The 26,590-nt window shown below is 70.6% G+C and carries 27 protein-coding genes and 1 riboswitch; of the genes, 19 read left to right on the forward strand and 8 right to left on the reverse strand.

Going from position 1 to position 26,590, the window contains the following annotated elements; translation table 11 throughout:
• Window positions 1-33 precede the first annotated feature (33 nt).
• The gene (gene hppD, locus M5362_RS23110; RefSeq protein WP_260229778.1) at window positions 34-1,173 is read left to right on the forward strand and encodes a 4-hydroxyphenylpyruvate dioxygenase; all 1,140 of its coding nucleotides are present in this window, start codon (window positions 34-36) and stop codon (window positions 1,171-1,173) included.
• Window positions 1,174-1,378: 205 nt separating this feature from the next.
• Here hppD and M5362_RS23115 read toward each other — a convergent pair whose 3' ends face one another.
• Window positions 1,379-2,878 (reverse strand): lipopolysaccharide assembly protein LapB, encoded by a 1,500-nt coding sequence (locus M5362_RS23115; RefSeq protein WP_260229625.1) that lies wholly within the window; start codon window positions 2,876-2,878, stop codon window positions 1,379-1,381.
• An 88-nt stretch (window positions 2,879-2,966) separates the two neighbouring features.
• On the opposite strand from M5362_RS23115, the gene M5362_RS23120 reads away from it, so the two are divergent.
• On the forward strand, window positions 2,967-4,346 hold the full coding sequence (locus tag M5362_RS23120) for an FAD-binding oxidoreductase (protein ID WP_260229626.1): 1,380 nt from the start codon (window positions 2,967-2,969) through the stop codon (window positions 4,344-4,346).
• Window positions 4,347-4,362: 16 nt separating this feature from the next.
• Here the strand turns inward: M5362_RS23120 and M5362_RS23125 are convergent, their stop codons facing one another.
• Window positions 4,363-4,854: an SsgA family sporulation/cell division regulator gene (locus tag M5362_RS23125; RefSeq protein WP_260229627.1), complete on the reverse strand. Its 492-nt coding sequence runs from the start codon at window positions 4,852-4,854 to the stop codon at window positions 4,363-4,365.
• Between the two features lie 284 nt (window positions 4,855-5,138).
• On the opposite strand from M5362_RS23125, the gene M5362_RS23130 reads away from it, so the two are divergent.
• Together M5362_RS23130 and M5362_RS23135 are read left to right on the forward strand one after the other, a co-directional pair.
• The gene (locus tag M5362_RS23130) at window positions 5,139-6,668 is read left to right on the forward strand and encodes an RDD family protein (RefSeq protein ID WP_260229628.1); all 1,530 of its coding nucleotides are present in this window, start codon (window positions 5,139-5,141) and stop codon (window positions 6,666-6,668) included.
• A gap of 89 nt (window positions 6,669-6,757) precedes the next feature.
• Complete coding sequence (locus M5362_RS23135) at window positions 6,758-7,522, forward strand: RDD family protein (protein WP_260229629.1); 765 nt, start codon at window positions 6,758-6,760, stop codon at window positions 7,520-7,522.
• 14 nt (window positions 7,523-7,536) lie between these two features.
• On the opposite strand, the gene M5362_RS23140 is transcribed toward M5362_RS23135, so the two are convergent.
• Window positions 7,537-7,806 carry a hypothetical protein gene (locus M5362_RS23140; RefSeq protein WP_260229630.1) on the reverse strand — a complete coding sequence of 90 codons (270 nt, stop codon included), beginning with the start codon at window positions 7,804-7,806 and terminating at the stop codon, window positions 7,537-7,539.
• Between the two features lie 370 nt (window positions 7,807-8,176).
• Between M5362_RS23140 and M5362_RS23145 the strand changes: the two genes are divergently transcribed.
• On the forward strand, window positions 8,177-10,618 hold the full coding sequence (locus M5362_RS23145; protein ID WP_260229631.1) for an immune inhibitor A: 2,442 nt from the start codon (window positions 8,177-8,179) through the stop codon (window positions 10,616-10,618).
• Window positions 10,619-10,741: 123 nt separating this feature from the next.
• Complete coding sequence (locus M5362_RS23150) at window positions 10,742-11,047, forward strand: hypothetical protein (protein ID WP_260229632.1); 306 nt, start codon at window positions 10,742-10,744, stop codon at window positions 11,045-11,047.
• Window positions 11,048-11,077: 30 nt separating this feature from the next.
• Here the strand turns inward: M5362_RS23150 and M5362_RS23155 are convergent, their stop codons facing one another.
• Both M5362_RS23155 and M5362_RS23160 read right to left on the reverse strand, forming a co-directional pair.
• Complete coding sequence (locus tag M5362_RS23155; RefSeq protein WP_260229633.1) at window positions 11,078-11,665, reverse strand: isochorismatase family protein; 588 nt, start codon at window positions 11,663-11,665, stop codon at window positions 11,078-11,080.
• Window positions 11,666-11,774: 109 nt separating this feature from the next.
• Window positions 11,775-13,103: a nicotinate phosphoribosyltransferase gene (locus M5362_RS23160; RefSeq protein WP_260229634.1), complete on the reverse strand. Its 1,329-nt coding sequence runs from the start codon at window positions 13,101-13,103 to the stop codon at window positions 11,775-11,777.
• Between the two features lie 100 nt (window positions 13,104-13,203).
• Between M5362_RS23160 and clpS the strand changes: the two genes are divergently transcribed.
• From clpS to M5362_RS23205, 10 genes are all read left to right on the forward strand, one after another.
• Window positions 13,204-13,509, forward strand: coding sequence for an ATP-dependent Clp protease adapter ClpS (clpS, locus tag M5362_RS23165; RefSeq protein ID WP_260229635.1), 306 nt, complete (start codon window positions 13,204-13,206; stop codon window positions 13,507-13,509).
• Window positions 13,509-14,096: a DUF2017 domain-containing protein gene (locus M5362_RS23170; protein WP_260229636.1), complete on the forward strand. Its 588-nt coding sequence runs from the start codon at window positions 13,509-13,511 to the stop codon at window positions 14,094-14,096. Before clpS ends, M5362_RS23170 begins: the two co-directional genes overlap by 1 nt.
• A gap of 302 nt (window positions 14,097-14,398) precedes the next feature.
• Complete coding sequence (locus M5362_RS23175) at window positions 14,399-15,850, forward strand: amino acid permease (RefSeq protein ID WP_260229637.1); 1,452 nt, start codon at window positions 14,399-14,401, stop codon at window positions 15,848-15,850.
• A 97-nt stretch (window positions 15,851-15,947) separates the two neighbouring features.
• On the forward strand, window positions 15,948-16,376 hold the full coding sequence (locus M5362_RS23180; RefSeq protein ID WP_260229638.1) for a M67 family metallopeptidase: 429 nt from the start codon (window positions 15,948-15,950) through the stop codon (window positions 16,374-16,376).
• Between the two features lie 4 nt (window positions 16,377-16,380).
• Window positions 16,381-16,506, forward strand: a riboswitch (cobalamin riboswitch).
• Between the two features lie 34 nt (window positions 16,507-16,540).
• Entirely contained in the window at window positions 16,541-17,515 is a 975-nt protein-coding gene (locus tag M5362_RS23185) for an ABC transporter substrate-binding protein (protein ID WP_260229639.1), read from the forward strand.
• Entirely contained in the window at window positions 17,512-18,633 is a 1,122-nt protein-coding gene (locus tag M5362_RS23190) for an iron ABC transporter permease (protein ID WP_260229640.1), read from the forward strand. The genes M5362_RS23185 and M5362_RS23190 overlap by 4 nt, the downstream gene beginning before the upstream one ends.
• Window positions 18,630-19,415, forward strand: coding sequence for an ABC transporter ATP-binding protein (locus M5362_RS23195; protein WP_260229641.1), 786 nt, complete (start codon window positions 18,630-18,632; stop codon window positions 19,413-19,415). The genes M5362_RS23190 and M5362_RS23195 overlap by 4 nt, the downstream gene beginning before the upstream one ends.
• Window positions 19,416-19,459: 44 nt before the next feature.
• Window positions 19,460-19,558: a putative leader peptide gene (locus M5362_RS33335; protein WP_374214509.1), complete on the forward strand. Its 99-nt coding sequence runs from the start codon at window positions 19,460-19,462 to the stop codon at window positions 19,556-19,558.
• 94 nt (window positions 19,559-19,652) lie between these two features.
• Window positions 19,653-19,931: a MoaD/ThiS family protein gene (locus M5362_RS23200; RefSeq protein WP_260229642.1), complete on the forward strand. Its 279-nt coding sequence runs from the start codon at window positions 19,653-19,655 to the stop codon at window positions 19,929-19,931.
• A gap of 5 nt (window positions 19,932-19,936) precedes the next feature.
• The gene (locus tag M5362_RS23205) at window positions 19,937-20,887 is read left to right on the forward strand and encodes a PLP-dependent cysteine synthase family protein (protein WP_260229643.1); all 951 of its coding nucleotides are present in this window, start codon (window positions 19,937-19,939) and stop codon (window positions 20,885-20,887) included.
• A gap of 42 nt (window positions 20,888-20,929) precedes the next feature.
• Here M5362_RS23205 and M5362_RS23210 read toward each other — a convergent pair whose 3' ends face one another.
• Window positions 20,930-21,403, reverse strand: coding sequence for a type II toxin-antitoxin system PemK/MazF family toxin (locus M5362_RS23210; protein WP_260229644.1), 474 nt, complete (start codon window positions 21,401-21,403; stop codon window positions 20,930-20,932).
• A 188-nt stretch (window positions 21,404-21,591) separates the two neighbouring features.
• Here M5362_RS23210 and M5362_RS23215 point away from each other — a divergent pair, with 188 nt between their 5' ends.
• Window positions 21,592-22,344: an MBL fold metallo-hydrolase gene (locus M5362_RS23215; RefSeq protein WP_260229645.1), complete on the forward strand. Its 753-nt coding sequence runs from the start codon at window positions 21,592-21,594 to the stop codon at window positions 22,342-22,344.
• A 69-nt stretch (window positions 22,345-22,413) separates the two neighbouring features.
• Here the strand turns inward: M5362_RS23215 and M5362_RS23220 are convergent, their stop codons facing one another.
• Together M5362_RS23220 and M5362_RS23225 are read right to left on the reverse strand one after the other, a co-directional pair.
• Window positions 22,414-23,679: a PTS transporter subunit EIIC gene (locus M5362_RS23220; protein WP_260229646.1), complete on the reverse strand. Its 1,266-nt coding sequence runs from the start codon at window positions 23,677-23,679 to the stop codon at window positions 22,414-22,416.
• A gap of 261 nt (window positions 23,680-23,940) precedes the next feature.
• Window positions 23,941-25,242 (reverse strand): PTS transporter subunit EIIC, encoded by a 1,302-nt coding sequence (locus tag M5362_RS23225; protein ID WP_260229647.1) that lies wholly within the window; start codon window positions 25,240-25,242, stop codon window positions 23,941-23,943.
• A 236-nt stretch (window positions 25,243-25,478) separates the two neighbouring features.
• Between M5362_RS23225 and M5362_RS23230 the strand changes: the two genes are divergently transcribed.
• Window positions 25,479-25,712, forward strand: coding sequence for a glucose PTS transporter subunit EIIB (locus tag M5362_RS23230; RefSeq protein WP_019886687.1), 234 nt, complete (start codon window positions 25,479-25,481; stop codon window positions 25,710-25,712).
• A gap of 84 nt (window positions 25,713-25,796) precedes the next feature.
• A complete protein-coding gene (gene rph, locus M5362_RS23235; protein ID WP_260229648.1) occupies window positions 25,797-26,528 on the forward strand; it encodes a ribonuclease PH in 732 nt (243 codons plus the stop codon).
• Window positions 26,529-26,590 lie beyond the last annotated feature (62 nt).

Here is a 26,590-nt window from a genome sequence, read left to right on the forward strand (position 1 = left end):
CGGCGGGACTCTGCCCCCATGGCAGACAACTCGATGATCATCGATCCCTCCCCCTCCACGGCGCGGCAGGCCGACCCCTTCCCCGTGAAGGGGATGGACGCGGTCGTCTTCGCCGTCGGCAACGCCAAGCAGGCCGCGCACTACTACTCCACGGCCTTCGGCATGAAGCTCGTCGCGTACTCCGGACCGGAGAACGGGAGCCGCGAGACCGCCAGTTACGTCCTGACGAACGGCGCCGCCCGCTTCGTGTTCACCTCCGTCATCAAGGCCTCCACCGACTGGGGCCGCTTCCTCGCCGAGCACGTCGCCACGCACGGCGACGGCGTCGTCGACCTGGCGATCGAGGTGCCCGACGCGCGCGCCGCGTACGCCTACGCCGTCGAGCACGGCGCCACCGGTATCACCGAGCCGTACGAGGTGAAGGACGAGCACGGCACCGTCGTCCTCGCCGCCATCGCGACGTACGGCCAGACCCGCCACACCCTCGTCGAGCGCTCCGGCTACGACGGCCCCTACCTGCCGGGCTTCGTCTCCGCCGCCCCGATCGTCGAGCCGCCGGCCAAGCGCACCTTCCAGGCCATCGACCACTGCGTGGGCAACGTCGAGCTCGGCAGGATGAACGACTGGGTCGGCTTCTACAACAAGGTCATGGGCTTCACGAACATGAAGGAGTTCGTGGGCGACGACATCGCGACCGAGTACTCGGCCCTGATGTCGAAGGTCGTCGCCGACGGCACGCTCAAGGTGAAGTTCCCGATCAACGAGCCGGCGATCGCGAAGAAGAAGTCGCAGATCGACGAGTACCTGGAGTTCTACGGCGGCGCGGGCGTCCAGCACATCGCCCTGGCCACCAACGACATCGTCGCGACCGTCCGCTCCATGCGCGCGGCGGGCGTCCAGTTCCTCGACACCCCGGACTCGTACTACGACACCCTCGGCGAGTGGGCCGGCGAGACCCGCGTGCCGGTCGAGACCCTGCGCGAGCTGAAGATCCTCGTCGACCGCGACGAGGACGGCTACCTGCTGCAGATCTTCACCAAGCCGGTGCAGGACAAGCCGACCGTCTTCTTCGAGATGATCGAGCGCCACGGCTCCATGGGCTTCGGCAAGGGCAACTTCAAGGCCCTGTTCGAGGCGATCGAGCGCGAGCAGGAGAAGCGCGGCAACCTGTAGTCCGGCACCCTGCCAGTCCGCCGAGGCCGACGGGCCCGGGCGATCGCCCGGGCCCGTCACCATGAGCACCCGGGTCCGCCCGGGCGTCGGCACGCTGCGGCGCCCGCGGGGTTGGCGCCGCAGCGCGGCCGGGGTTCCCCACCCGTTCCGCCCCAGCGGGACAGTTGCCCACAACGGGCGTGGCGGGGCGTGGCGGGACCCCCGGCTACTGCGGCTGTGCCTTCGGCGATTCCCCGGGAGCCGGCGTCTCTTCGGGAGCCGGTGTCTCTCCGGGAGCCGGCGTCTCCCGCGGCGTCGACTCGGTCTCGGATTCCGGAGCCCGCACCGCCTCCGGCCGCAGTTCCTCCGGGAGTACGTCCGGCGGGTCGCCCAGCGCCTTGACCGCCTCCCGGGCCCTCGGGGCGAGCAGCGGCGAGAAGTCCGGGTTGATCCGCAGCGCCTCCGCCAGATGGCGGCGGGCCGGACCGTACCGCCCCACCGCCCGCTCGATCTCGCCCCGGTGGTACGAGAAGAGCGCGCTGCGCAGCCCCTCGTCCGTGGCCCGCTTCGCGTACCCCAGCGCCTCCTTCGGCTGACCCGCCCGGAAGAGCGCCCAGCCCAGCGCGTCCGCCACCTGCACCGAACGGTGCCCGCGCGCCCACTCCGCCTTCAGCCGCCGGACCGCCGCCGTCGCGTCGCCGTGGTCCGCCTCGAACAGGCCGAGGACGGCCTCCCCGTCGACCCAGGTCCTCGTCCGCAGCAGCTCGTACCGGGCCCGCGCCTCACTCTCCATGCCCAGCGACTGGTAGAGCTCGCCCGCCGCCAGGACGTACTCCGGCCGCGGCAGCCGCGCGAGCGCCGCCCGGTGGTCGCGCAGCGCCTCGTCCGTGCGGCCGAGCGCCGCCAGCGCCCGGGCCCGCCCCGCCAGCGACGGGCCGTGCTCCGGTACGAGACGCAACGCCGTCCCGTACCGCGTCACCGCCTCCTCCGGGTCGCCCCGCTCCCACGCCAGGTCCCCGAGCCGCGCGTACCCCGCCGCCTTCTCCGCCGTGGTCTCCGCCCGCGCCACCGCGTCGTCCGCCGCGGCCGCCGCGTCCTCGCGCCAGCCCTTGTTGCGGAAGACCTGCGCCACGCGCGTGCTCACCGCCGAGCCCGAGTGCAGCTCCTCCAGCGCGGACAGCGCCTTCTGGGCGGACGCGTAGTCGCCGAGCCCGTTGTACGCGTCGATCAGCAGCGGGTACGCCGGCCAGCGCTTCGGGTCCTCCTTGCGGACCGCCTCGCCCCAGGTCCGCGCCGTGCTCCAGTCGCCCCGCGCGTTGGCCAGGGCGCCGAGCCCCAGCTGCGCGTCGAGGTTCCCGCGCGCGGCCGGCCGTACCTCGAGCGAGCGCTTCAGGGCCCGCTCGGCCCGCGGGTAGTACGCGGCGTCACCGAGCCGCACGCCCCGCTCCGTGTACGCCGCGCCCAGCACGGCCCAGGACTCCTCGTCCGTCGGATGCTTCTTCAGCCACTTCTCGCGGTCGGCGATCAGCGCGCCCAGGTCGGGCAGCGAGGCCTGCGCCCCCGCGTTCGCCGCGAGCACGGCCCGCTCGGCGGGACCGGGGGCGGGCGGCTTCCCGTCGCCGAACAGACCGGGAGCGAGATCGGGGGCGTACAGCAGCGCCGTCGCCGCGAGCACCGCGCCCGCCCCGGCGACCAGGACCGACCTCGACACGTTCTCCGTCTTCATGCCGCTCACTGTGCGCCTGTACGAAGAGCACACGAAGCGCCCACTCCGGCGGGTTCACACCGATGGCCCCGGGTGCCAGGCTGGATGCATGGACGATCTTCTGACGCGGCTCCACACCGAGCTGCGCGCGGGCCTTCCCGCCGAGGCGCTGATCACCGACCCCGACGTCACCGCCTCCTACGCGAACGACATGGCGAGCTTCTGCACGGCCGGCACCCCCGCGGTCGTCGTGCTCCCGCGCACCGTCGAGCAGGTCCAGCACGTCATGCGCACCGCCACCGCGCTGCGCGTCCCGGTCGTCCCGCAGGGCGCGCGCACCGGCCTGTCCGGCGCCGCCAACGCCTCCGAGGGCTGCGTCGTGCTGTCCCTGGTCAAGATGGACCGGATCCTGGAGATCAACCCGGTCGACCGGATCGCCGTGGTGGAGCCCGGGGTGGTGAACGCCGTCCTGTCCCGGGCGGTCAACGAGCACGGCCTGTACTACCCGCCGGACCCCTCCAGCTGGGAGACGTGCACCATCGGCGGCAACATCGGCACCGCGTCCGGCGGCCTGTGCTGTGTGAAGTACGGGGTGACGGCGGAGTACGTCCTCGGCCTCGACGTCGTCCTCGCCGACGGGCGGCTGCTCTCCACCGGCCGGCGCACCGCCAAGGGCGTCGCCGGGTACGACCTGACCCGGCTCTTCGTCGGCTCGGAGGGCAGTCTCGGCATCATCGTCGGCGCGACCCTCGCGCTCCGCCCGCAGCCGCCGCAGCAGCTCGTGCTGGCCGCTGAGTTCCCCTCTTCGGCGGCCGCCTGCGAGGCCGTCTGCGCGATCATGGAGCGCGGCCATACGCCGTCTCTGCTGGAGCTGATGGACGGCACCACCATCCGCGCCGTCAACAACATGGCGAACATGGGCCTGCCGAACACCACCGAGGCGCTGCTCCTGTGTGCCTTCGACACGCCGGACCCCGCGGCCGATCTGACCGCCGTCGGGGAGCTGTGCGCGGCGGCCGGGGCCACCGAGGTCGTACCGGCCGAGGACGCCGCAGAGTCCGAACTCCTCCTCCAGGCACGCCGGCTCTCCCTGACCGCTCTGGAGACGATCAAGTCCGCGACGATGATCGACGACGTGTGCGTACCGCGCACGCGGCTGGCCGCCATGCTCGACGGCACGGCCGCCATCGCCGAGAAGTACGAACTGACCATCGGCGTCTGCGCGCACGCGGGTGACGGCAACACCCACCCCGTCGTCTGCTTCGACCAGGCGGACGAGGACGAGTCGCGGCGGGCGCGGGAGTCCTTCGACGAGATCATGGCGCTCGGTCTGGCGCTGGGCGGAACGATCACCGGCGAACACGGCGTGGGCGTACTGAAGAAGGAGTGGCTGGCGCGGGAGCTGGGGCCGGTGGGGGTGGAGCTGCAGCAGGGCATCAAGCGGACCTTCGACCCGCTCGGGATCCTGAATCCCGGGAAGCTGTTCTGACCGGGCGGCGCCCCGCTCACGCCTCACCGTCCTGAGACTCGTCCGAGGGCCACGGGTCGCGCAGCCAGAGGTCGTCGGCGACCGGGGTGGTGGCCAGCAGTTCGGCAAGTCCCTCGTCGATGCCGAGCTGTTCGGACTCGGTGCCCGGCGGAACGGCGCGCAGGGTCCGCTCCAGCCACGCGGACACCTGTGCGGAGGGCGCTTCGAGCAGCGCGTCGCCGTCGGGGGACGAGAGCGCCATCAGGACGACGTTGCGGTCGTCGACCTTCGTGGGCCAGATCCGGACATCACCGTGGCCGCACGGTCGGAACACGCCCTCGACGAGCAGCTCGCGGGCGAACGTCCAGTTGACCGGGTACTCCGATCCGACGTGAAAGGTGATGTGCACGGCGTACGGGTCGTCGGTGCGGTAGGCGAGCCGGGCCGGGACGGGGATGGAGCGCTCGGGGGAGAGCACCAGCTGGAGCTCCAGCTCCCGCTCGACCACGGTGTTCTCGGTGTTCTGCATGGCGTGACGTCCTCTCCGGTACGGGGCCCCGGGCGGGCCCGCACAGGGAGAGAGCGCGGTGGCGGCCGGGCATGACGCGACTTCGGAGAAGTTTTTTCGGGAGATTTTCCGAGGGGGATCGTCGGCCCGAGCGTGACGGTGAGTGGCGGGTTCTGTAGGTATGTCGCTCGAAGGCGGGTTTCTCGCGGCCTCTTTCTTCTTGTGGCGGCGTTCTTCGTTACTGTCCTCCTTGGGCCCGCGGGCCCAACACCGTAGAAGCGTCGTCACGGAACGGAGTCGGGGCAGTGGCTACTCCTCCTGGAGCCGGCGGGGAGGTACCGCAGGCCGGGTACTACCCGGACCCTTCCATTCCCGGATACATCCGGTACTGGAACGGGGGCGCCTGGGTGCCCGGAACGAGCCGGCCCGCTCCCCAGGAGGGCGAGCTCCCGCCGGCCGCCCCGGCCTCGGCGATGCCCGCCGGGCCGGCCCTGGCCCCGAACCCCTCGCCCGCGCCCGCCGTCTCCTCGCCGGCGCCCGTGCCCGCCGTGGAGGAGACGGGACCCGTCTTCCTCGACGAGGAACCGGCCGCCGAACCGGCGCCCGGGCCCGAACCGGCCTCGGCCTGGCAGGCGGACGTCTCGCGGCAGACCGGCTTCGGCGGCGACCGGGACCAGAAGGTCTCCTGGGGCGCGCCGGAGGCGGAGCCCGCCGCGGGCGGACCGTCCATGGCGCAGGACCCCCGCATGGCCGCCGCCCGGACCGCGGAGCCCCAGCCGAAGCCGTCCGGCCCCCAGGCCCGGCTGGGCGGGATGCCGGTCACCCCGGCGCCGGCCGCCGACCCGACGGGCGGCGCGCTGCCCGGCGTACGGCAGACGAAGCCGGAGGCGCAGGCGCCCGTGCCGGAGGGCACGATGACGATCCGTGCGCTCCCTCCGCAGGGCGCGTCCGGCCACCAACAGGGCGCGCGGAGCGATCGGTCCGCCGAGGCCCCGCGGGACGTGGCCGGGCCGCAGGGCCCCCAGGCCCTGAGGTCCCCTCAGACCGGCGGCGCGCCGCTCCCACACGTACCCGGCCAGCCGCAGCCCCAGGCCCAGCCGCAGCCGCACGTCCAGCCCCAGCCCCAGGCCCCGGCCCAAGCCGCCCAGCCCGGCACCGGCACCGGTCCCGCCCCCGTCACCACGGGCGCCGGCGGCGGCGCCCCCTCCTGGCCCCAGCAGGTCCACCAGCTGGCGCAGCCCGCGGCCGCCGCCGCCCCGGCCGCGCCCCGGCAGGCCGAGCAGGAGCAGCCGGTCCTCCCCTGGAAGCCGCCCGTGGAGGACCCGTTCCTCCAGGCCGCCCGCGCCCAGGCCGCCGCCCGGCCCGCCGGTCTCGGCAAGCGGCTCGCCGCCCGGCTCGTCGACACCCTCGTCCTCGGCGCGCTCGTCGGCGGAGTGTCGTTCCCCTTCGTCACGACCGCGCTCGACCACATCGACGCCAAGATCGAGGCGGCCAAGCAGTCCGGAGTCACGGTCCAGGTCTGGCTCCTGGACGGGACCACCTCCCTCAACTTCGGGATCGTGCTCGCCGCGCTCCTCGTCCTCGGCGTGCTGTACGAAGCGCTGCCCACCGCCAAGTGGGGCCGTACGCTCGGGAAGAAGCTCTGCGGTCTCCAGGTGCGGGACATCGAGGCGCACGAGCCGCCGACGTTCGGCGCGGCCCTGCGCCGCTGGCTCGTCTACAGCGTCCTCGGGCTCCTCGTCCTCGGCGTCCTCAACGTCCTGTGGTGTCTGTTCGACCGCCCCTGGCGGCAGTGCTGGCACGACAAGGCGGCCCGCACCTTCGTGGCCGGCTGACCCGACGCCCGGCGGCGATCCCGTACGGCGGTCCCTCGAACGGGCGGCGATTCCTTGCGGGGGCCTGCCACGCGGGATGCACTGCCCCCATGAGCAACGACCAGCCGACGCCCGGCCAGCCGCCCGAGGACGACCCGTTCCTCAAGAAGCCGCAGGAGCCCACGCCGCCGTCGGCGGGTTCCCCGTACGGGAGCGAACCGCCTCCCCCCGAAGGCCCGCCGCCGGGCGGCCCCCCTCCCGAGGGACCGCCGCCGGGGGGTCCGCCTCCCGGGGGCCCGCCGCCCGGTTCGCCGTACGACAACGCTCCGCCGCCGCCCCCGCCGTACGGCTCACAGCCCTACGGCGGCGCGGGCGGCTACGGCGGCGCCGACCCACTGGCCGGGATGCCGCCGCTCGCCGACTCCGGCAAGCGCATCCTCGCCCGGATCGTCGACTGGCTGATCGTCGCCATTCCGCTGGCCATCATCGGTATCCCGTTCAACGTGTACGACCGGGCGACCGACGGCGACGACTTCGGTGACACCATCACCGCCACCAGCACGGGCACCGGCCTGGTCTTCCAGCTCATCACCATCGTGGCCTTCGTCGGCTACGACACCCTGATGGTGGCGAAGGCCGGCCAGACCCTGGGCAAGAAGTGGATGAAGCTGCGGGTCGCGATGCTCAACGACGGCTCCACACCGCAGATGAGCGCCTCGCTGATCCGCGCCATCGTGCTCTGGCTGCCCGCGCTGATCTGCTGCGCCTGCCTGTGGCCGCTGCTGCTGCTCATCCTGATCCTGGTCGACAAGCCCTACAAGCAGGGCCTGCACGACAAGGCCGCCAAGACCGTGGTGGTCACGGTCCCGCAGTAGCTACGGAAGCGGCTTCACGAACCGATCCGGGTATCGGCCCCCGCGCCCACGCGGACGGCCGGCACCCGGATCTCGTCGTTCCGGGGGAGGGGCGTCACGGGGACGGGTGCCCTGCGGTGCGCCGGCATCGTCACCGTGACCAGCAGCCCGAGCAGCAGCCCGGCGGCGCTGATCACCACGATCCCCAGCGGGGTCGTGGTGCGGGACAGCAGCAGCAGGGCGACGGTCGAGAAGACGACGGTGGCCGAACCGTAGGCGAGCTGTGCGGCGTTCGGACGCGGCATGACGGGTACCGTCCCTCGAAGCATCGACTGGTCGCTCCCCCTGGCCGGCGCCGGAGGACCCCCACGCGAGCGACTCTACGACGGTGGATGCCCGAGTGAAACGGGTAGTAAGCGTGACCTAACCCACGGTACGGATGCACGGGGGGCGCATGGAGTCATCGATTTCCTCAACGCCCCCTTTCGGTGCGCCCGGTGGACGTCCGGATAACGGAAATCGACTCCTACATAGTGCAGTTGGTCTGTGCAAGTCAAGGTCTGTCTTTTCTCTCTTAACTCCGGTCGAATGTCGTCACTTGTGACGCGCGACCCCGCCCACGGACACCCCACCTTCGGTCCGCGTGGTCGAGGGCGCCGGGGAGGAACAGATCAAGTGACCAACAGACGACGGGCGATCAGAGCGTCCGCAGTCGTCGTGGCGCTCGCGGCCACCGCCGCGACCGCCTCGACCTTCACCACCTCGTGGGCCGACGACAAGGGGCCGGGCGCACCCGCCTCCATCGAGCGCCACGACCCGGCGCAGGGCGCCGGCGTGGACAAGACCGCGGTCGACCACGACCTCGAGGGCCCGTACAGCAAGCAGCAGGAGCAGCAGCGCAAGGCCGCCCTGGAGCAGGTGCTGAGCGGCGAGTCGAAGGTCGAGCGCCGCGGAGGCTCCCAGGTCGTCAAGCTCGACAGCAAGAAGTACGTCGAGCTGGGCCGGGAGAAGACCGACAAGATCTTCACGATCCTGGTCGAGTTCGGCGACAAGGTGGACAACACCACGCTCGTCGACCGCGCGGACGACGACACGGCCGAGCCGAAGCCGAAGTTCGGCGGCACGCCCGGCCCGCTGCACAACCAGATAGCCCAGCCGGACCGTTCGAAGGACAACTCGACGGCCTGGCAGAAGGACTACAACCAGCAGCACTTCCAGGACCTGTACTTCGGCACCGGCAAGGACAAGAAGGGCCAGCCGAAGCAGTCCCTGAAGACGTACATGGAGAAGACCTCCTCGGGCCGGTACTCGGTCGAGGGCGGCGTCTCGGACTGGGTCAAGGTCGAGTACAACGAGGCCCGCTACGGCTCGAACTACTGCGGCAACAGCAACTGCGCCAACGTCTGGGACGCCGTCCGCGACGGTGTCACCGCGTGGACCGCCGACCAGAAGGCCAAGGGCCGCACCGACGCCCAGATCAAGGCCGACATCGCCCAGTACGACCAGTGGGACCGGTACGACTTCGACGGCGACGGCAACTTCAACGAGGCCGACGGCTACATCGACCACTTCCAGATCGTCCACGCCGGTGAGGACGAGTCCGCGGGCGGCGGCGCCCAGGGCGGCGACGCCCTGTGGGCCCACCGCTGGTACGCGTACGGAACGGACGCGGGCAAGACCGGCCCGGCGAACAACAAGTCCGGCGGCACGCAGGTCGGCAGCACCGGCATCTGGGTCGGCGACTACACCATGCAGCCCGAGAACGGCGGCCTCGGCGTCTTCGCCCACGAGTACGGCCACGACCTCGGCCTCCCGGACCTGTACGACACCTCCGGCCGCCCCGGCGCCGAGAACTCGACCGGTTTCTGGTCCCTGATGTCCTCCGGCTCCTGGCTCGGCCGGGGCAAGGACTCCATCGGCGACCTGCCCGGCGACATGAACGCCTGGGACAAGCTGCAGCTCGGCTGGCTCAACTACACCAAGGTGAGCAACGAGCAGCGCGGTACGAAGTCCACCCACAAGCTGGGCGTGGCCGCGTACAACACCAAGAACCCGCAGGCGCTCGTCGTCGAGCTGCCGAAGAAGAAGGTCACCACCGAGGTCGTCGCGCCCGCCGAGGGCGCCACGCAGTGGTGGAGCAACATGGGTGACGACCTCAAGAACACCCTGACCCGCTCCGTCGACCTGACCGGCAAGTCGAAGGCCACCCTTGAGCTCAAGGGCTGGTACGACATCGAGCTGGACTACGACTACCTCTACACCGAGGTCTCCACGGACGGCGGCGCCAACTGGACCGCCCTCGACGGCACGGTCGACGGCAAGGCGCTGCCGCGCGACGCGAGCGGCGCCCCTGCGCTGACCGACGTCTCCGGCGCGTACAAGCCGCTGGTCTTCCCGCTGGACGCCTACGCGGGCAAGAAGTTCGACCTCCGCTTCCGCTACCAGACGGACGGCGGCGCGGGCGGCAAGGGCTTCGCGGCCGACGCCATCACGGTGACCGCCGACGGTGCCACCGTCTTCTCGGACAACGCCGAGAACGGTGACAACGGCTGGGTGTCGAAGGGCTTCTCGCGGATCGGCAAGGGCTTCACGAAGGAGTACGAGCAGTACTACCTCGCGGAGAACCGCCAGTACGTCTCGTACGACGAGACCCTCAAGGTCGGCCCGTACAACTTCGGGTTCACGGGTGACAAGGCCAGCTGGGTCGAGCACTACCCGTACCAGAACGGTCTGCTCGTCTGGCTGTGGGACACCTCGCAGAAGGACAACAACACGGCCGTCCACCCGGGCCAGGGCCTCATCCTCCCGGTCGACGCGCACCCGACGCCGCTGAAGAACGCCGACGGCACCCTGATGCGCAACCGTGTCCAGGCGTACGACTCGACCTTCGGCACCTACCGCACCGACGCGATCCGGCTGCACAAGGCGGGCGTGCCGGCGTGGGTGAAGTCGCAGCCCGGCAACCCGGTCTTCGACGACCGTCGGGGCACCTACTGGTACACCCAGACCGAGCGGGCCGGTGTCCAGGTAACTGACACCAACACCAAGATCGCGGTCGTCAAGGAGCCCAAGGACGGCCAGACGATCACCGTCCAGGTGGGTCCGTCGCAGAAGTAATCTGCATCGTCGCAGGTCAAAGCGTGATCGGCCGTCGCCCTCTAGCGGGCGGCGGCCGATCGTGTTTAGGTGCCTCTGACCAGTTCTTATTGACAGCAAGCTCACAGGGGGAGTGGTTCCGGCATGCCCGGTGGAGGTTTCTGCAAGTTGCCAGGCGGCAGCGTGGTCGTCGCGATAGGGCTTCCGAGCCCCGCGGGCGACGGTGCCACGGTCCGCTTCCTGGTCCACGCCGCCAACCGGGCCCGCGCCCTGACCAGGCTGCGGAACCTCGGCCTGCGGGCGGTCTACCTGCGCGGCAACGCGGAGCCCCCGACGCCCGACGAGATCACCGCCGTCCTCCACCACCCGGACGGCCTCCTGTGGCGGTCCGCGACGGGCACCACCCAGGAGCTGTGGCACTCCATACGGACCCTGCCCACGGCCTCCTAGACGACCGGGCCCCGAGCCACGGGCAGGTCCCTAGACCACCGGCTTGCCCGTGAGCTCCACGCCCGCGCCGCGCAGCTCCTCCAGAGCGCGCTCGGTCGTCTCCTTGGCGACGCCCGCCGTGAGGTCGAGGAGGACCTGCGTACGGAACCCCTCCCGCGCCGAGTCCAGGGCCGTCGCCCGCACGCAGTGGTCGGTCGCGATGCCCACGACGTCGACCTCGTCCACGTCGTGCGCCCGCAGCCACTCGGCGAGGGTCGTTCCGTTCTCGTCGCGCCCCTCGAAGCCGCTGTACGCCGCCTCGTACGCCCCCTTGTCGAAGACCGCGTCGATCGCGCCGGAGGCGACCGCAGGGGCGAAGTTCGGGTGGAAGCCCACGCCCTCCGTGCCGGCGACGCAGTGCACCGGCCAGGAGGTCACGTAGTCGGGCGTGTCGGAGAAGTGGTCGCCCGGGGCGACGTGGTGGTCACGGGTGGCCACCACGTGCTGGTACGCGGCGCCCGCCGTCTCGCCGACCAGGTCGGTGATGGCGGCGGCCACGTCCGCTCCGCCGGTCACCGCGAGGCTGCCGCCCTCGCAGAAGTCGTTCTGAACGTCCACGACGATCAATGCGCGGTGCATGGCGGGTGTCCTTTGACGGGTCGGCGGGGGGAACGGGAGCGGTCGTGAGGGGGAATGGCAACGAGCCTAGAGACTTCCCCCTTCCTTCGGGAGGGGGCCTCGCAGGGTGTTACACGTACTCGGTCGGCAGGACCGGCTCGCCCCGGGACAGCTGGGTCGCCGACATCGGCAGCCCGGCCCGGGCCGCGAAGTGCCGCGACCTCGCCGCCTCCAGCGGCTCCCTGGCCACCACGTCGCCCCCCTTGACCAGCTCCACCAGCAGCTGACGGTCGGCGAGCTCCGGCGGCACCGGACCGGTGCCGATGACCTCCGCCTCCGCGACACCCTCCGCGTCCGTCCGGCGCGCGGCCCACTTGCGGCCGCCGACCGAGGCCTTGCCTCCCAGCGACTTCTTCGCCACCGCCGTCAGCGGCGCCTTCAGGTCCGCCGACCGGGCGCGGGCGACCAGCTTGTAGACCATCGAGCAGGTCGGGTGGCCGCTGCCGGTGACCAGCTGGGTGCCCACCCCGTACGCGTCCACGGGCGCCGCCGCCAGCGAGGCGATGGCGTACTCGTCCAGGTCCGAGGTGACCACGATCTTGGTGTTCGTCGCGCCCAGCTCGTCGAGCTGCGCCCGGACCCGGTGCGCCACGAGCAGCAGGTCCCCGGAGTCGATCCGTACGGCTCCGAGCTCCGTGCCCGCCACCTCGACGGCGGTGCGGACGGCCTCGGCGACGTCGTAGGTGTCGACGAGCAGCGTCGTCCCGCGGCCCAGCGTCTCCACCTGGGCCTGGAACGCGTCGCGCTCGCTGTCGTGCAGCAGGGTGAAGGCGTGCGCGGAGGTGCCGACGGTCGGGATGCCGTAGCGGAAGCCGGCCGCGAGGTCCGAGGTGGAGTCGAAGCCGCCGACGTACGCCGCGCGCGCCGAGGCGACGGCCGCCAGCTCGTGGGTGCGCCGGGCGCCCATCTCGATCAGCCGCCGCCCGGCCGCCGCGCCCGACATCCGGGAGGCGGCCGCCGCGATGGCCGAGTCGTGGTTGAGGATCGAGAGGACCACGGTCTCCAGGAGCACGCACTCCGCGAAGGATCCCTCGACCCGCAGGATCGGGGAGCCGGGGAAGTACACCTCGCCCTCGGGGTAGCCCCAGATGTCGCCCGAGAAGCGGTAGGAGGCGAGCCACTGGAGCGTCGCCTCGTCGACGATGTCCTGCTCCCGCAGGAAGCCGAGCACGTCCGCGTCGAAGCGGAAGTTCTCGACGGCGTCGAGGACCCGTCCGATGCCGGCCACCACTCCGTAGCGCCGCCCCTCGGGCAGGCGCCGGGTGAAGACCTCGAAGACGGAGCGCCGGTCGGCGGTGCCGGCCCTCAGGGCCGCCTGGAGCATGGTCAGCTCGTACTGGTCGGTGAAGAGCGCGGTCGACGGCACGTCCACCGGGAGCCCAAGGTCCGCAGCGTTCATGTCAGCGATGCTACCGCAGAAATCGTCACTCTGACGATTTCTAGCCGCGCGGGCTGACCCGTTTGTGCGACCCCCCTCCTGAGGTGGCAGCATGGGGTAAGTGAGCGTCGCGCCTATTGAGATCGAACGCACGGAATCGGCCGAAGAGACCTTCGCCGTCGTCGAGCCGGACGTGCCGTGGGTGACTCTCGTCCACAACGATCCGGTCAATCTGATGAGCTATGTGACCTACGTCTTCCAGGCGTACTTCGGTTACTCCAAGGACAAGGCACACAAGCTGATGCTCGACGTGCACCACAAGGGCCGCGCGGTGGTCTCCAGCGGAACGCGCGAGGAGATGGAACGGGACGTGCAGGCGATGCACGGCTACGGGCTGTGGGCGACCCTCACCCAGGACCGCGGCTGATGGCCGGACACTTCGAGGTCCTGCCCGGTGGCGGTGCCGCCGTCGCGCTCGACGAGGTCGAGATCTCCATCCTGCGTTCCCTCGCCGTGCAGCTCATGGAGCTGATCGGGCCGGGCGACGAGCCCGTGGAGGGCGAGGACCCGCTGGCCGCGCTCTTCGCCGAGGGGCCGAGCGAGGCCCCCAGCGACCCGGCGCTCAAGCGGCTCTTCCCCGACGCGTACGGCGACGAGGACGAGGAGCTGCGGGCGGCAGCCGCCGACTTCCGCCGCTTCACCGAGAAGGACCTGCGCTCCCGCAAGCGGCAGGACGCCCACGCGGTGATCCGCAGCCTCGACGCGCTCGCCCCCACCGACGACGACGGCGGGGCGGTCCTCAAGCTGACCGTCGACGAGTCCCGGGCCTGGCTCGGCGCGCTCAACGACCTCCGGCTGACCATCGGGACGCGTCTGGAGGTCACCGACGAGGACGAGAGCGGGGACCTGTACCGGCTCCCCGACTCCGACCCGCGCAAGCCGATGGTGATGGCCTACCTCTGGCTGGGCGCGCTCCAGGAGTCGCTCGTCGAGACGCTGATGCCCGGCGCCTGAGGGCGGTTCGCTCAGCGGACACTCAAATCCGGATAACGAATACGTCACCAAAGTGTTCTTACTGGTCCTCTTGAGTGGCTTTTATCCCCTTTTCCATGTGGCGTGCGCCACATTCGCCTTCCTCGATCACTGTTTCCCCCGTGATAAATCTTCACGACCACCCGGGGACGCCACCCCTGTTCCCGGGGGCGCTTTGACCGGCTGACCGCCGGTAGCACTCCATCCATATCCGGGGGGATCAGGACCTGATCCGCAGCCAGACGCGAGTCGGCGCGGATCAGCATGGAGAAAGGCGCACCACCATGACCTCAGTGCAGGTCGACAAGCAGCACGACGGCAGTGAGGCCGCGGACTCCGCCGACGGCGAGGGTTATCACCGGGCACTAGGCGCCCGTCAGATCCAGATGATCGCGATCGGCGGCGCCATCGGCACCGGCCTCTTCCTCGGCGCGGGCAAGGGCATCTCCAAGGCGGGACCCAGCCTGATCCTCGCGTACGCCATCGCGGGCCTCGTCATCTTCTTCATCATGCGGGCGCTCGGCGAGCTCCTCATGTACCGGCCCGTGTCCGGCTCCTTCTCGGAGTACGCACGTGAGTTCATCGGCCCCTTCGCGGGATTCGTGACCGGCTGGACGTACTGGCTCTTCTGGGTCGTCACCGGCATCACCGAGGTGACCGCGGCCTCCGAGTACATGCAGTACTGGACCAAGAACACCGACGGCGTCCTCAATCAGCCGCAGTGGGTCTTCGCGTTGGTCTTCACGGTCGTCCTGTTCCTCGCGAACCTGATCTCCGTCAAGCTCTTCGGCGAGCTCGAGTTCTGGTTCTCCATGGTCAAGGTCACCGCGATCGTCGGCATGATCCTGATCTGCGCCGGCATCCTCACCATCGGCTTCTCCGACGCCGGTGACACCGCGTCGATGACCCTGCTCTGGTCCGAGGGCGGCTTCTTCCCCAAGGGCATCGGCTCCACCCTGATGACCCTGCAGATGGTCATGTTCGCCTTCCTCGCCGTCGAGCTGGTCGGTGTGACCGCGGGCGAGTCCAAGGACCCGAAGACCGTCCTGCCCAAGGCCATCAACACCGTGCCGTGGCGCATCGCAGTCTTCTACGTCGGCGCCCTGATCATGATCCTGTCGGTCGTCCCGTGGACCCACTTCCAGCCGGGCGTCTCCCCGTTCGTCGCGGCCTTCGAGAAGATGGGCCTCGGCGTCGGCGCCGCGATCGTGAACTTCGTCGTCCTGACCGCCGCGCTCTCCTCCTGCAACTCGGGCATGTACTCCACCGGCCGCATGCTGCGCGACCTCGCGCTCAACGGCCAGGGCCCGAAGTTCTTCACCAAGCTCACCAAGAACGGTCTGCCGCTGGTCGGCACGTCCTTCTCCGCAGGCCTGATGATGGTCGGCGTCTGGATCAACTACCAGTGGCCGGGCGACGCCTTCAACTACGTCGTCTCCTTCGCCACCATCTCCGGCATGTGGGCCTGGATCATGATCCTGGTCTGCCAGGTCCGCTTCCGCCTCAAGGCCGACCGCGGCGAACTGCCCCAGTCGTCCTTCAAGGCGCCGGGCGGCATCTGGTGCAGCCTCTTCGCGCTCGCCTTCATCGGCATGGTCATCGTGCTGATGGGCATCGACAAGGACGCGCGGATCTCCCTCTACTGCGCGCCGGCGTGGGCCCTGCTCCTCGGCGTGGCCTACCTGGTCCTGAAGGCGCGCAACCCGGAGGGCGCGGCCTTCGTCAAGCGCTCCTGAGCGACCCCAAGCGCTCCTGAGCCGCCGCGTCTCGGCATTCGGGCCGCCCCGTACCACTCCTCGGTACGGGGCGGCCCCTTTGCTTATCCTGTCCGACATGCTGACCATCACCCGGGCCCTGTACGACCAGATCGTGGAACACTCCCGCGCGGACCACCCCGACGAGGCCTGCGGCGTGGTCGCGGGCCCCGTCGGCAGCGGCCGCCCCGAGCGGTTCATCCCGATGCTGAACGCCGCGCGCTCGCCCACCTTCTACGAGTTCGACTCCGCCGACCTGCTCAAGCTCTACCGCGAGATGGACGACCGGGACGAGGAGCCCGTGGTCATCTACCACTCGCACACCGCCACCGAGGCCTACCCGTCCCGTACCGACATCACGTACGCGAACGAGCCCGGCGCGCACTACGTCCTGGTCTCCACCGCCGACACCGACGCGGCGGGCCCCTTCCAGTTCCGCTCCTACACGATCGTCGAGGGCGTGGTGACCGAGGAGGAGGTCAAGGTCGTCGAGGCGTACGACGCCTGAGAGACTGACGCGACACCAGGGCGGCAGGACCCAGGAAGCCGGTGCGAATCCGGCACGGTCCCGCCACTGTGACCAGCGACTTCGGACGCTGGGAGCCAGGAACTGACCTGCCGCCTCTTCACCACCGACTGGGGACGTGGAAATCCCCGGAGGAGGCGTTCCCCATGACCCGGTCCCGTCGCACCCTGCTGCCCGCCGCCGCCCTCGTCCCGCTGCTCGCCGCCTGCGCGGCCCCCGCGGAGAAGGCCGGCCCCTCGGCGAAGGCCGCACCCGGATTCCCGTACACCGTCGCCAACTGCGGTGTGAAGACGACGTACCAGGCGCCGCCCCGGCGGGCCGTCACCATGAACCAGCACGTCACCGAGATCATGCTCGCCCTCGGCCTGGAGAAGTCCCTCGTAGGCACGGCCTACCTCGACGACCGGATCCTGCCCGCGTACAAGAAGGCGTACGACGCGGTGCCGGTGCTCGCGAAGGAGTACCCCTCCAAGGAGGCGCTCCTCGCCGCGAACCCCGACTTCGTCTACGGCGGTTACGCCAGCGCCTTCGACTCCAAGGCCGGGCGCAGCCGGGACGACCTGAAGGCGGCGGGCGTCAACAGCCGCCTGAACATGGAGTACTGCCCCTCGGGCGCCTCCTCCCTCGCCGACCTCTACCAGGAGGTCGACGAGGTGGCCCGGACCTTCGGCGTCCCCGACCGTGGCACGCGCTGGACCGCGGACGCCAGGAAGACCGTCGCGGCGACCGGGAAGCGGCTGGACGGGGTCGCCCCGGTGTCGGTCTTCGTCTACGACAGCGGCGACAAGACCGCGTTCACCGCGGGCGGCAAGGGCATCGGCAACGAGCTGATCACCCGGGCCGGCGGCCGCAACGTCTTCGCCGACCTCGACAAGGCCTTCGGCGACGCCACCTGGGAGCAGGTCGTCGCCCGCAAGCCCGACGTGATCGTCATCTACGACTACGGCTCGACGACCGTCGAACAGAAGAAGAAGCGCCTCCTGGAGGACCCGGCCCTCAAGGACGTCCCGGCGATCAGGAACAAGCGGTTCGCCGTCCTGCCGCTCTCGGACGCGGTCCTCGGCGTCCGCGTCCCCACCGCCGTCGACAAGCTCTCCGCCCAGCTCCACCCCACCCGATGACGGCCGCGGCGAAGGCGGCCGCGGAGGCCGCGGAGGCGGCGAAGGGGGACGCGACGGACGTGGCGGGGGAGGCGGCCGGGAAGGCCGCGGCCGCTCCCGCCCGGGGACACCTCCCGTACGGGCTCGTCGTCGCCGGGCTCCTCGCCGCCCTCGCCGGCGCCGTCGTCATGGGCGTCGCCCTCGGGTCCGTGCGGATACCCGTGGGGCAGGTCGTCGACATCCTCACCGGCCGCGCCGCCCCCTCCCCGTACCGCACGATCGTGCTCGACGTCCGGCTGCCGCGCGTGCTCCTCGGCGCCGTCGTCGGCGCCGGACTCGCCGTCGTCGGCGCCGTCCTCCAGGCCCTGGTCCGCAACCGCCTCGCCGACCCCTTCCTGCTCGGGATCTCCTCCGGGGCGTCCACCGGCGCCGTCCTCGTGCTCGTCCTCGGCATCGGCGGCGGGGCCACCACCACCGTCGCCATGCCGGCCGCCGCCTTCGCCGGCGCCCTGCTCGCCCTGGTCCTCGTCTACGGCCTGGCCCGGCGCGGCTCCACGATGACGGGCGCCCGGCTCGTGCTCGCCGGGGTGGCCGTCTCGTACATCCTCTCCGCGCTGACCACGCTGATCCTGGTCCTCGGGGGCCGCCCCGAACACTTCCAGGAGGCGGCGTTCTGGACCCTCGGCGGCCTCGGCAGTGCCCGCTGGGACACCCTCGCCCTGCCCGCCGCCGTCGTCGCCCTCGGCACCGGCGCCCTGGTCCTGCTCGCCCGCCCCCTCGACCTGCTCCTCGTCGGCGAGGAGGGCGCGACCGTCCTCGGCCTGGACACCACCCGCTTCCGCGCCGCCGTCTTCGTCCTGGCCTCCCTCGTCACCGCCGTCATGGTCTCCGTCAGCGGAGCCGTCGGCTTCGTCGGCCTGATGGTCCCGCACGCCGCCCGCATGGTGGTCGGCGCGCCGCACCGCCGCCTCCTGCCGGTCACCGCGCTCGGCGGCGCACTCGCCCTGATCCTGGCCGACCTCGGCGCCCGTACCGTCGCCGCGCCCCAGGACATCCCCGTCGGCGTCCTCACCGCCCTGACCGGCGGCCCGTTCTTCCTGTGGCTCATGCGCCGCCGCGCGGAAGGAAGCCCGGTATGACCGAACTGCGCCTCCAGGCACTCTCCTACGGGACACGGCTGCGCGACGCCGACCTCACCGCCCGCCCCGGCGAGACCGTCGGACTCGTCGGCCCCAACGGCAGCGGCAAGACCACCCTCCTGCGCTGCGTCTACGGCACCCTCACCCCCACATCGGGCCGCGCCCTCCTCGACGGCGACGACCTGGCGGGCTTCGGGCCCAAGGCACGCGCCCGCCGGATCGCCACCGTCCCGCAGGACGGCTCCACCGAGTTCGAGCTGACCGTCCGCGAACTGGTCGCCCTCGGCCGCTCCCCGCACAAGCGGTTCTGGGAAGGCGACACCGGCTCCGACCGCGAGCTCGCCGGGGCAGCGCTCGCCCGGGTCGGCATCGCCGGGCTCGCCGACCGGCCCTACCCCACCCTCTCCGGCGGCGAACGCCAGCGCGCCCTCGTCGCCCGCGCCCTCGTCCAGGAGCCGCAGCTCCTCGTCCTCGACGAGCCCACCAACCACCTCGACATCCGCTACCAGCTCGAAGTGCTCCGGCTCGTCCGCGACTTGGGCACCACCAACCTCCTCGCCCTGCACGACCTCAACCTCGCGGCCCTCTACTGCGACCGGCTCTACGTCCTGAACGGCGGCCGGATCGTCGCCGAGGGAACACCCGCCGAGGTCCTCACGCCCGAGCTGCTCAGGGCCGTCTACGGGGTGGAAGCCGAGGTCGTCCCGCATCCGAGGACCGGAACCCCGACCGTCCTCTACCTGCCCGGTCCGCCAGTCGAGCACGAAGTGTCCGCCATCTGAGATCACATTCCGGAACCCGGACCGGGAATCGATACGATGACCGCATGGTTCCCCACGACGTGAGCGAAGTGACGACGCCGGGCAGCGCGCTGCTCGTGGCGCGGCTGCACGTCGACCTGTGCCGTCTCGCCAGCGCGATGTGAGCGGAGGCGCACCAGCCGCCCCAGGAGCACCACCCCGCGCGGGGGCCGACAGCCGCGCGCCTTTCACGCCACTCCCGAAACAGGAGCCCACGCCATGGCCATCGAGGTCCGCATCCCCACCATCCTCCGCACCTACACCGACGGCGAGAAGGCCGTTGAGGGCAGCGGTGAGACGCTCGCCGAGCTCTTCGCCGACCTCGAGACGCGCCACGCTGGCATCGAGGCCCGCATCGTGGACAACGGCCAGCTGCGCCGCTTCGTCAACGTCTACCTCAACGACGAGGACGTCCGCTTCCTCGACGGCATCACCACCAAGCTGACCGACGGCGACAACGTCACGATCCTGCCGGCCGTGGCCGGCGGCATGGTCTGATCCACATGCGCTACGACTCCCCGCTCGCGGCGGTCGGCAACACGCCCCTGGTCCGCCTGCCCCGGCTCTCCCCGTCGGACGACGTGCGCATCTGGGCCAAGCTGGAGGACCGCAACCCCACCGGCTCGGTCAAGGACCGCCCCGCGCTCCACATGATCGAGCAGGCCGAGAAGGACGGCCGGCTCACCCCCGGCTGCACCATCCTGGAGCCGACCAGCGGCAACACCGGGATCTCGCTGGCGATGGCGGCGAAGCTCAAGGGCTACCGCATCGTCTGCGTCATGCCGGAGAACACCAGCGAGGAGCGTCGCCAGCTGCTCGCCATGTGGGGCGCGGAGATCATCTCGTCCCCCGCGGCGGGCGGGTCGAACACGGCCGTACGGGTCGCCAAGGAGATCGCGGCCGAGAACCCCTCGTGGGTGATGCTCTACCAGTACGGCAACCCGGACAACGCGGGCGCCCACTACGCCACGACCGGCCCGGAGATCCTCGCCGACCTGCCCTCCGTCACCCACTTCGTGGCGGGCCTGGGCACGACCGGCACCCTGATGGGCGTCGGCCGCTACCTGCGCGAGCACAAGCCCGACGTCAAGATCGTCGCCGCTGAACCGCGCTACGACGACCTGGTGTACGGGCTGCGGAACCTGGACGAGGGCTTCGTCCCCGAGCTGTACGACGCCTCGGTCCTCACCAGCCGCTTCTCGGTCGGCTCGGCCGACGCGGTCACCCGCACCCGGGAACTCCTCCAGCAGGAGGGCATCTTCGCCGGCGTCTCCACGGGCGCGGCGCTCCACGCGGCGATCGGCGTCGGCCAGAAGGCGCTGAAGGCCGGGGAGAGCGCGGACATCGCCTTCGTGGTGGCGGACGGCGGCTGGAAGTACCTGTCGACGGGCCTCTACACGGCGGCGACGACGGAAGAGGCGATCGAGACGGTCCAGGGCCAGCTCTGGGCGTAACGCTCGGGTCCTGGGCCCCGCGGGGCGTGAGAGACCCGGTCCTCAGGACGCCAGATGGCGGACCTGGTCCCACACGACCGGGTCCGCCGTTCCCACTCTGCGGCGGAACTCCCACACCGGGACCTCCCGCAGCTCGTCCGTCTCCAGGAAGCTCGGGCGCCCCCGCGCGTCCCCCACGGTGCCCGGCGGCAGCGCGATCACACCGGGCCGCTCGTCGTGGTACTTGCTGGTGATCTTGGCGACGAGCGCGCTGTCACCCCGCAGCGAGAGCACCAGACACGGCCGGTCCTTCGAGCCGGGCCCGTCCTCGTAGGGCACGTCCGCCCACCAGATCTCGCCCGCCCGGGGGAGCCGCGCGGGCGCCTTGCCCGGCGCGCTCGGCCGGACGGGCGGCCGCGCCGGCGGGCGCGTCCGGCCACCGGGCCGCCGCGCCGAGCGCCTCCGGCCGTCCGCCACCGCCACGACCAGCGCGATCAATACGACGGCGACGAGCGCCGGCCACCAGGACACGTCCATACCGCACGACGTTACCGGCCGCCCGCACCCCGCGCCCTCCCGCCCCAGGTCCATCCGAACCGGTGACAGAGCCCGTGAGTTCGCCCACAACGGGACGCCGCGGAGGAGCGACGGCGGGCGCCGCGCCTTACGCTCGACGCATCGCAAGACCTCCCCCGCCGCTCTCCGCCCTCGGAGGTTCACGCTCCATGAAGCTCACCGTCGTCGGCTGCTCCGGGTCGTTCCCGTCCGCGGACTCGGCCTGTTCGAGCTACCTCGTAGAGGCCGACGGCTTCCGGCTGCTCCTCGACATGGGCAACGGCGCCCTCGGCGAGCTGCAGCGCCACATCGGTCTGTACGACCTCGACGCCATCTTCCTCAGCCACCTCCACGCCGACCACTGCATCGACATGTGCGGTTACTTCGTCGCCCGCTACTACCGCCACGAGGGCGGCCGCTGCGACGCGCTCCCGGTCTTCGCCCCGGAGGGCGCCGAACAGCGCCTGACCACGGCGTACGCCGACACCCCCTCGGACAAGGCGATGAGCGAGGTCTTCGACTTCCGCACGCTGAAGTCCGACTCCTTCGAGCTGGGCCCCTTCTCCGTCCGTACGGAGAAGGTCTGCCACCCGGTGGAGGCGTACGCCATCAGGATCGAGCACGGCGGCCGGACCCTCACGTACTCGGGTGACACGGGAGCCTGCGAGGCCCTGCACCAACTCGCGGAGGGTGCGGACCTGTTCCTGTGCGAGGCGTCCTTCACCCACGGCAAGGAGGACATCCCGGCGCTCCACCTCAACGGCCGCGAGGCCGGCGCGGAAGCGGCCCGCTCCTCGGTGGGCCGGCTGGTGCTGACGCACATCCCGCCGTGGACGGACGGCGAGCAGAACCTGGCGGACGCGCGGGCGGTCTACGACGGGCCTTCGGAGCTCGCGTACGCGGGCGCGGTCTACGAGGTCTGAGGACGTACACGTACGGGAAGGGCCCCGGAACCTGTCGGTTCCGGGGCCCTTCCGCCGTACGGCTGAGGCTCACGCCTTGGTGAGGTCCTCGAGCTCCTCCTCGGGCTCGCGGCCCGGGGTCGGGAGGTTGAACTTGGTGATCGCGAAGCGGAAGACCACGTAGTAGACCGCCGCGAAGACGAGGCCGATCGGGATGATCAGCCACGGCTTGGTCGCGAGGTTCCAGTTCAGCAGGTAGTCGATGCCACCGGCGGAGAAGGTGAAGCCCGCGTGGACGCCGAAGGCCCAGGTGACGGCCATCGAGATGGCGGTCAGGACCGCGTGGATCACGTACAGGACCGGCGCGATGAACATGAAGGTGAACTCGATCGGCTCCGTGATACCGGTGACGAAGGAGGTCAGCGCGAGCGAGACCATCATGCCCATCACGGCCTTGCGGCGCTCGGGGCGAGCGGCGTGGGCGATGGCGATCGCGGCGGCCGGGAGGCCGAACATCATGATCGGGAAGAAGCCCGACATGAAGATTCCGGCGCTCGGGTCACCGGCGAAGAAGCGGTTGAGGTCACCGTGGACGACCTCGCCGGCGGCGTTGGTGAAGTCACCGATCTGGAACCAGGAGACCGTGTTCACGAACTGGTGCATGCCGACCGGGATCAGCGCGCGGTTGATGAGGCCGAAGAGGCCGGCACCGACGGAGCCGAGGCCGGTCATCCACTCGCCGAAGCTGGAGATGCCGTTGCCGATGGGCTCCCAGACCAGGCCGAAGACCACACCGACGAGGGTGCCGACGAAGGCCATGATGATCGGGACGAGACGGCGGCCGTTGAAGAAGCCGAGCCAGTCGACCAGCTTGGTGCGGTGGAACTTCTGCCACAGGACGGCGGAGATCAGACCCATCAGGATGCCGCCGAGCACGCCCGGGTTGTTGTACGTCGCGGCGACGTCGACACCCTTGTTGGCGGTGGTGTTGACGACGGCCTCGGTGACCGGGAACGCCTTGAGGACGTTGTTGTAGACCAGGAAGCCCACGAGGGCGGCCAGGGCGGTGGAGCCGTCGGCCTTCTTGGCGAAGCCGATGGCCACGCCTATGCAGAACAGCAGGGGCAGGTTCGAGAAGACTGCGTCACCGGCCGTGGCGAACACGGAGGCGACCTTGTCCCATCCGAGACCGTCCTTGCCGAAGACGTCGGGCTGCCCGAGACGGAGCAAGATACCCGCGGCCGGCAGTACGGCGATCGGCAGCTGCAGGCTGCGACCGACCTTCTGCAGGCCCTGGAACAGGCCGGATCCGCGCTTCTTCGCGGGAGCGGCGGCCTGGGCGGTGGCCGTACTCATCAACTTCCTCCAGTAAGGCAAGGCGCCGCCAGAGGACATGAAAAGGGGGCGACGGCGGCGTCTCGTGGAACGCGGTGGACTGGACCGCGTGGTCTACACCAATGAGTGGTGTAGACCAGTTTTAGCACGTGAGACTTAGATAAGGAACCTGCGAATTCTCCGTGCCCGGGCCATCGCTGGGCGTGAACGACGAAGGGCCCCCGGACCATGCGGTCCGAGGGCCCTGCGCCGTGCGGATCGGGACGAAAGCCCCGTACCGCGCTACGCCTTGGTGCTGTCCCTGTCCATCTCCTCCTCCACCTCGTCCGGCTCGCGCCCCGGCGTCGGGAGGTTGAACTTGGTGATCGCGAACCGGAAGATCGCGTAGTAGACGAGCGCGAAGCCCAGACCGATCGGAATGATCAGCCACGGCTTGGTCGCGAGGTTCCAGTTGATGACGTAGTCGATCAGACCCGCCGAGAAACTGAAGCCGTCCTTCACCCCCAGCGCCCAGGTCACGGCCATCGATACACCCGTGAGCACGGCGTGGATGGCGTACAGCAGCGGGGCGATGAAGAGGAACGAGTACTCGATCGGCTCCGTGATGCCGGTGACGAACGACGTCAGCGCGACCGACAGCATCATGCCGCCCACCTGCTTGCGCCGGTGCGGCTTCGCGCAGTGGGTGATCGCGAGGGCCGCCGCGGGGAGGGCGAACATCATGATCGGGAAGAAGCCCGTCAGGAACTGGCCGGCCTCCGGGTCACCCGCGAGGAACATGGGGATGTCGCCGTGGACCGTCGTGCCGTCCGGCCTGGTGTACGTGCCGAACTGGAACCAGATGGGCACGTTCAGGAACTGGTGCAGACCGATCACCAGCAGCGCGCGGTTGGCGACACCGAAGATGCCCGAACCCCAGGCGCCCAGACCCACCAGCCAGTCGCTGAAGTTCTCCAGCGCGTCGCCGATCGGCGGCCAGACCCACAGGCACAGGGACGCGAACGCGATCGCGACGAAGGTCATGATGATCGGCACGAGCCGGCGGCCGTTGAAGAAGCCCAGCCAGTCCACGAGCTTCTTGCGGTGGTAGCGCTGCCAGAGCCAGGCCGTCAGCAGACCGATGACGATGCCGCCGAAGACGCCCGGATTCTGGTACGTGTAGCCGCTGAACGCCTGCTCGGGCGCCAGGCAGCCTCCCTCGATGTCCACCGTGCCCTCGGGGCAGGTCTCGGGGAACTGGCGCAGGACGTTGAAGTAGACGAGGAAACCGACCGTGGCCGCGAGCGCGGTCGAACCGTCCGCCTTCTTCGCCATCCCGATCGCGACACCGATGCAGAACAGCAGGGGGAGTCCGAGGTTGCCGTCGAGCAGGGCGCCACCGGCACCCGCCATCACCTTGGCGACGTTGTCCCACCCGAGCCCGTCCGCCCCGAAGACGTCCGGCTGCCCGAGACGGTTGATGATGCCGGCGGCCGGCAGTACGGCGATGGGGAGCTGGAGGCTGCGCCCCATCTTCTGCAGCCCCTGGAAGAGCCCGCCCCACATCGACTTCCCCGGCGCGCCGGCGGCGCTGTCCGTACTCATCGGCGTCCTCCCTGACCCGGAAGAGGCCGGGCCCGACTCGCGTTGCACACTGGTGTAGACCAGTTGCGATAGGCTCCCGGAGCCCGCTGAGGGCAGGTCGCCGGTGATCGTCATCATTCGACAGAACGAGGGCACGCGCTCGCGAAGTTGGGCCAACCGTGCGTTACCGTGACAAAGCGGACCGTCGGTGCGCCTCGACTCACGTTCTTCGAACAGGAACGGACAGGGAGAAATACATGGCCAGCAAGGCTGAGAAGATCGTCGCCGGGCTCGGCGGCATCGACAACATCGAAGAGGTCGAAGGCTGCATCACCCGCCTGCGCACCGAGGTCATCGACCCGAGCAAGGTCGACGAGGCCGCCCTCAAGGCCGCCGGCGCCCACGGCGTCGTGAAGATGGGCACCGCGATCCAGGTCGTCATCGGCACCGACGCCGACCCCATCGCCGCCGACATCGAAGACATGATGTGAGCACCTGACCCGCCGGACTCACACCGACGGGGGCCCGGTCCGACAGGGGACCGGGCCCCTCGCGCGTACGGCTACGCTCGACCCATGTCTCGTATCGACGGCCGTACCCCCGAACAGCTCCGCCCCGTCACCATCGAACGCGGATGGAGCAAGCACGCAGAGGGCTCCGTCCTCATCTCCTTCGGCGACACCAAGGTCTTCTGCACCGCCTCCGTCACCGAAGGCGTCCCGCGCTGGCGCAAGGGCAGCGGCGAAGGCTGGGTCACCGGCGAGTACTCGATGCTCCCGCGCGCCACCAACACCCGCGGCGACCGCGAATCCGTCCGCGGCAAGATCGGCGGCCGCACCCACGAGATCTCCCGCCTCATCGGCCGCTCGCTGCGCGCCGTCATCGACTACAAGGCGCTCGGCGAGAACACCATCGTCCTCGACTGCGACGTCCTCCAGGCCGACGGAGGCACCCGCACCGCCGCCATCACCGGCGCGTACGTCGCCCTCGCCGACGCCGTCGCCTGGGCACAGGGCAAGAAGCTCGTCAAAGCCGGCCGCAAGCCCCTCACCGGCACCGTCGCCGCCGTCTCCGTCGGCATCGTCGACGGCACCCCCCTCCTCGACCTCCGCTACGAGGAGGACGTCCGCGCCGACACCGACATGAACGTCGTCTGCACCGGCGACGGCCGATTCGTCGAGGTCCAGGGCACCGCCGAGGCCGAGCCCTTCGACCGCAAGGAGCTCAACGCCCTCCTCGACCTCGCCTCCGGCGGCTGCGCCGAACTCGCCGAGATCCAGCGCAAGGCACTCGAAGGAACTCTGTAGGGCCCGCCGGCGTCTTCATGGACACGGGCGTACGGCCAGAACCGTACGCCCGCATCCACATC

It is taken from the genome of Streptomyces sp. Je 1-79, from assembly GCF_025195125.1.
Taxonomy (GTDB): domain Bacteria; phylum Actinomycetota; class Actinomycetes; order Streptomycetales; family Streptomycetaceae; genus Streptomyces.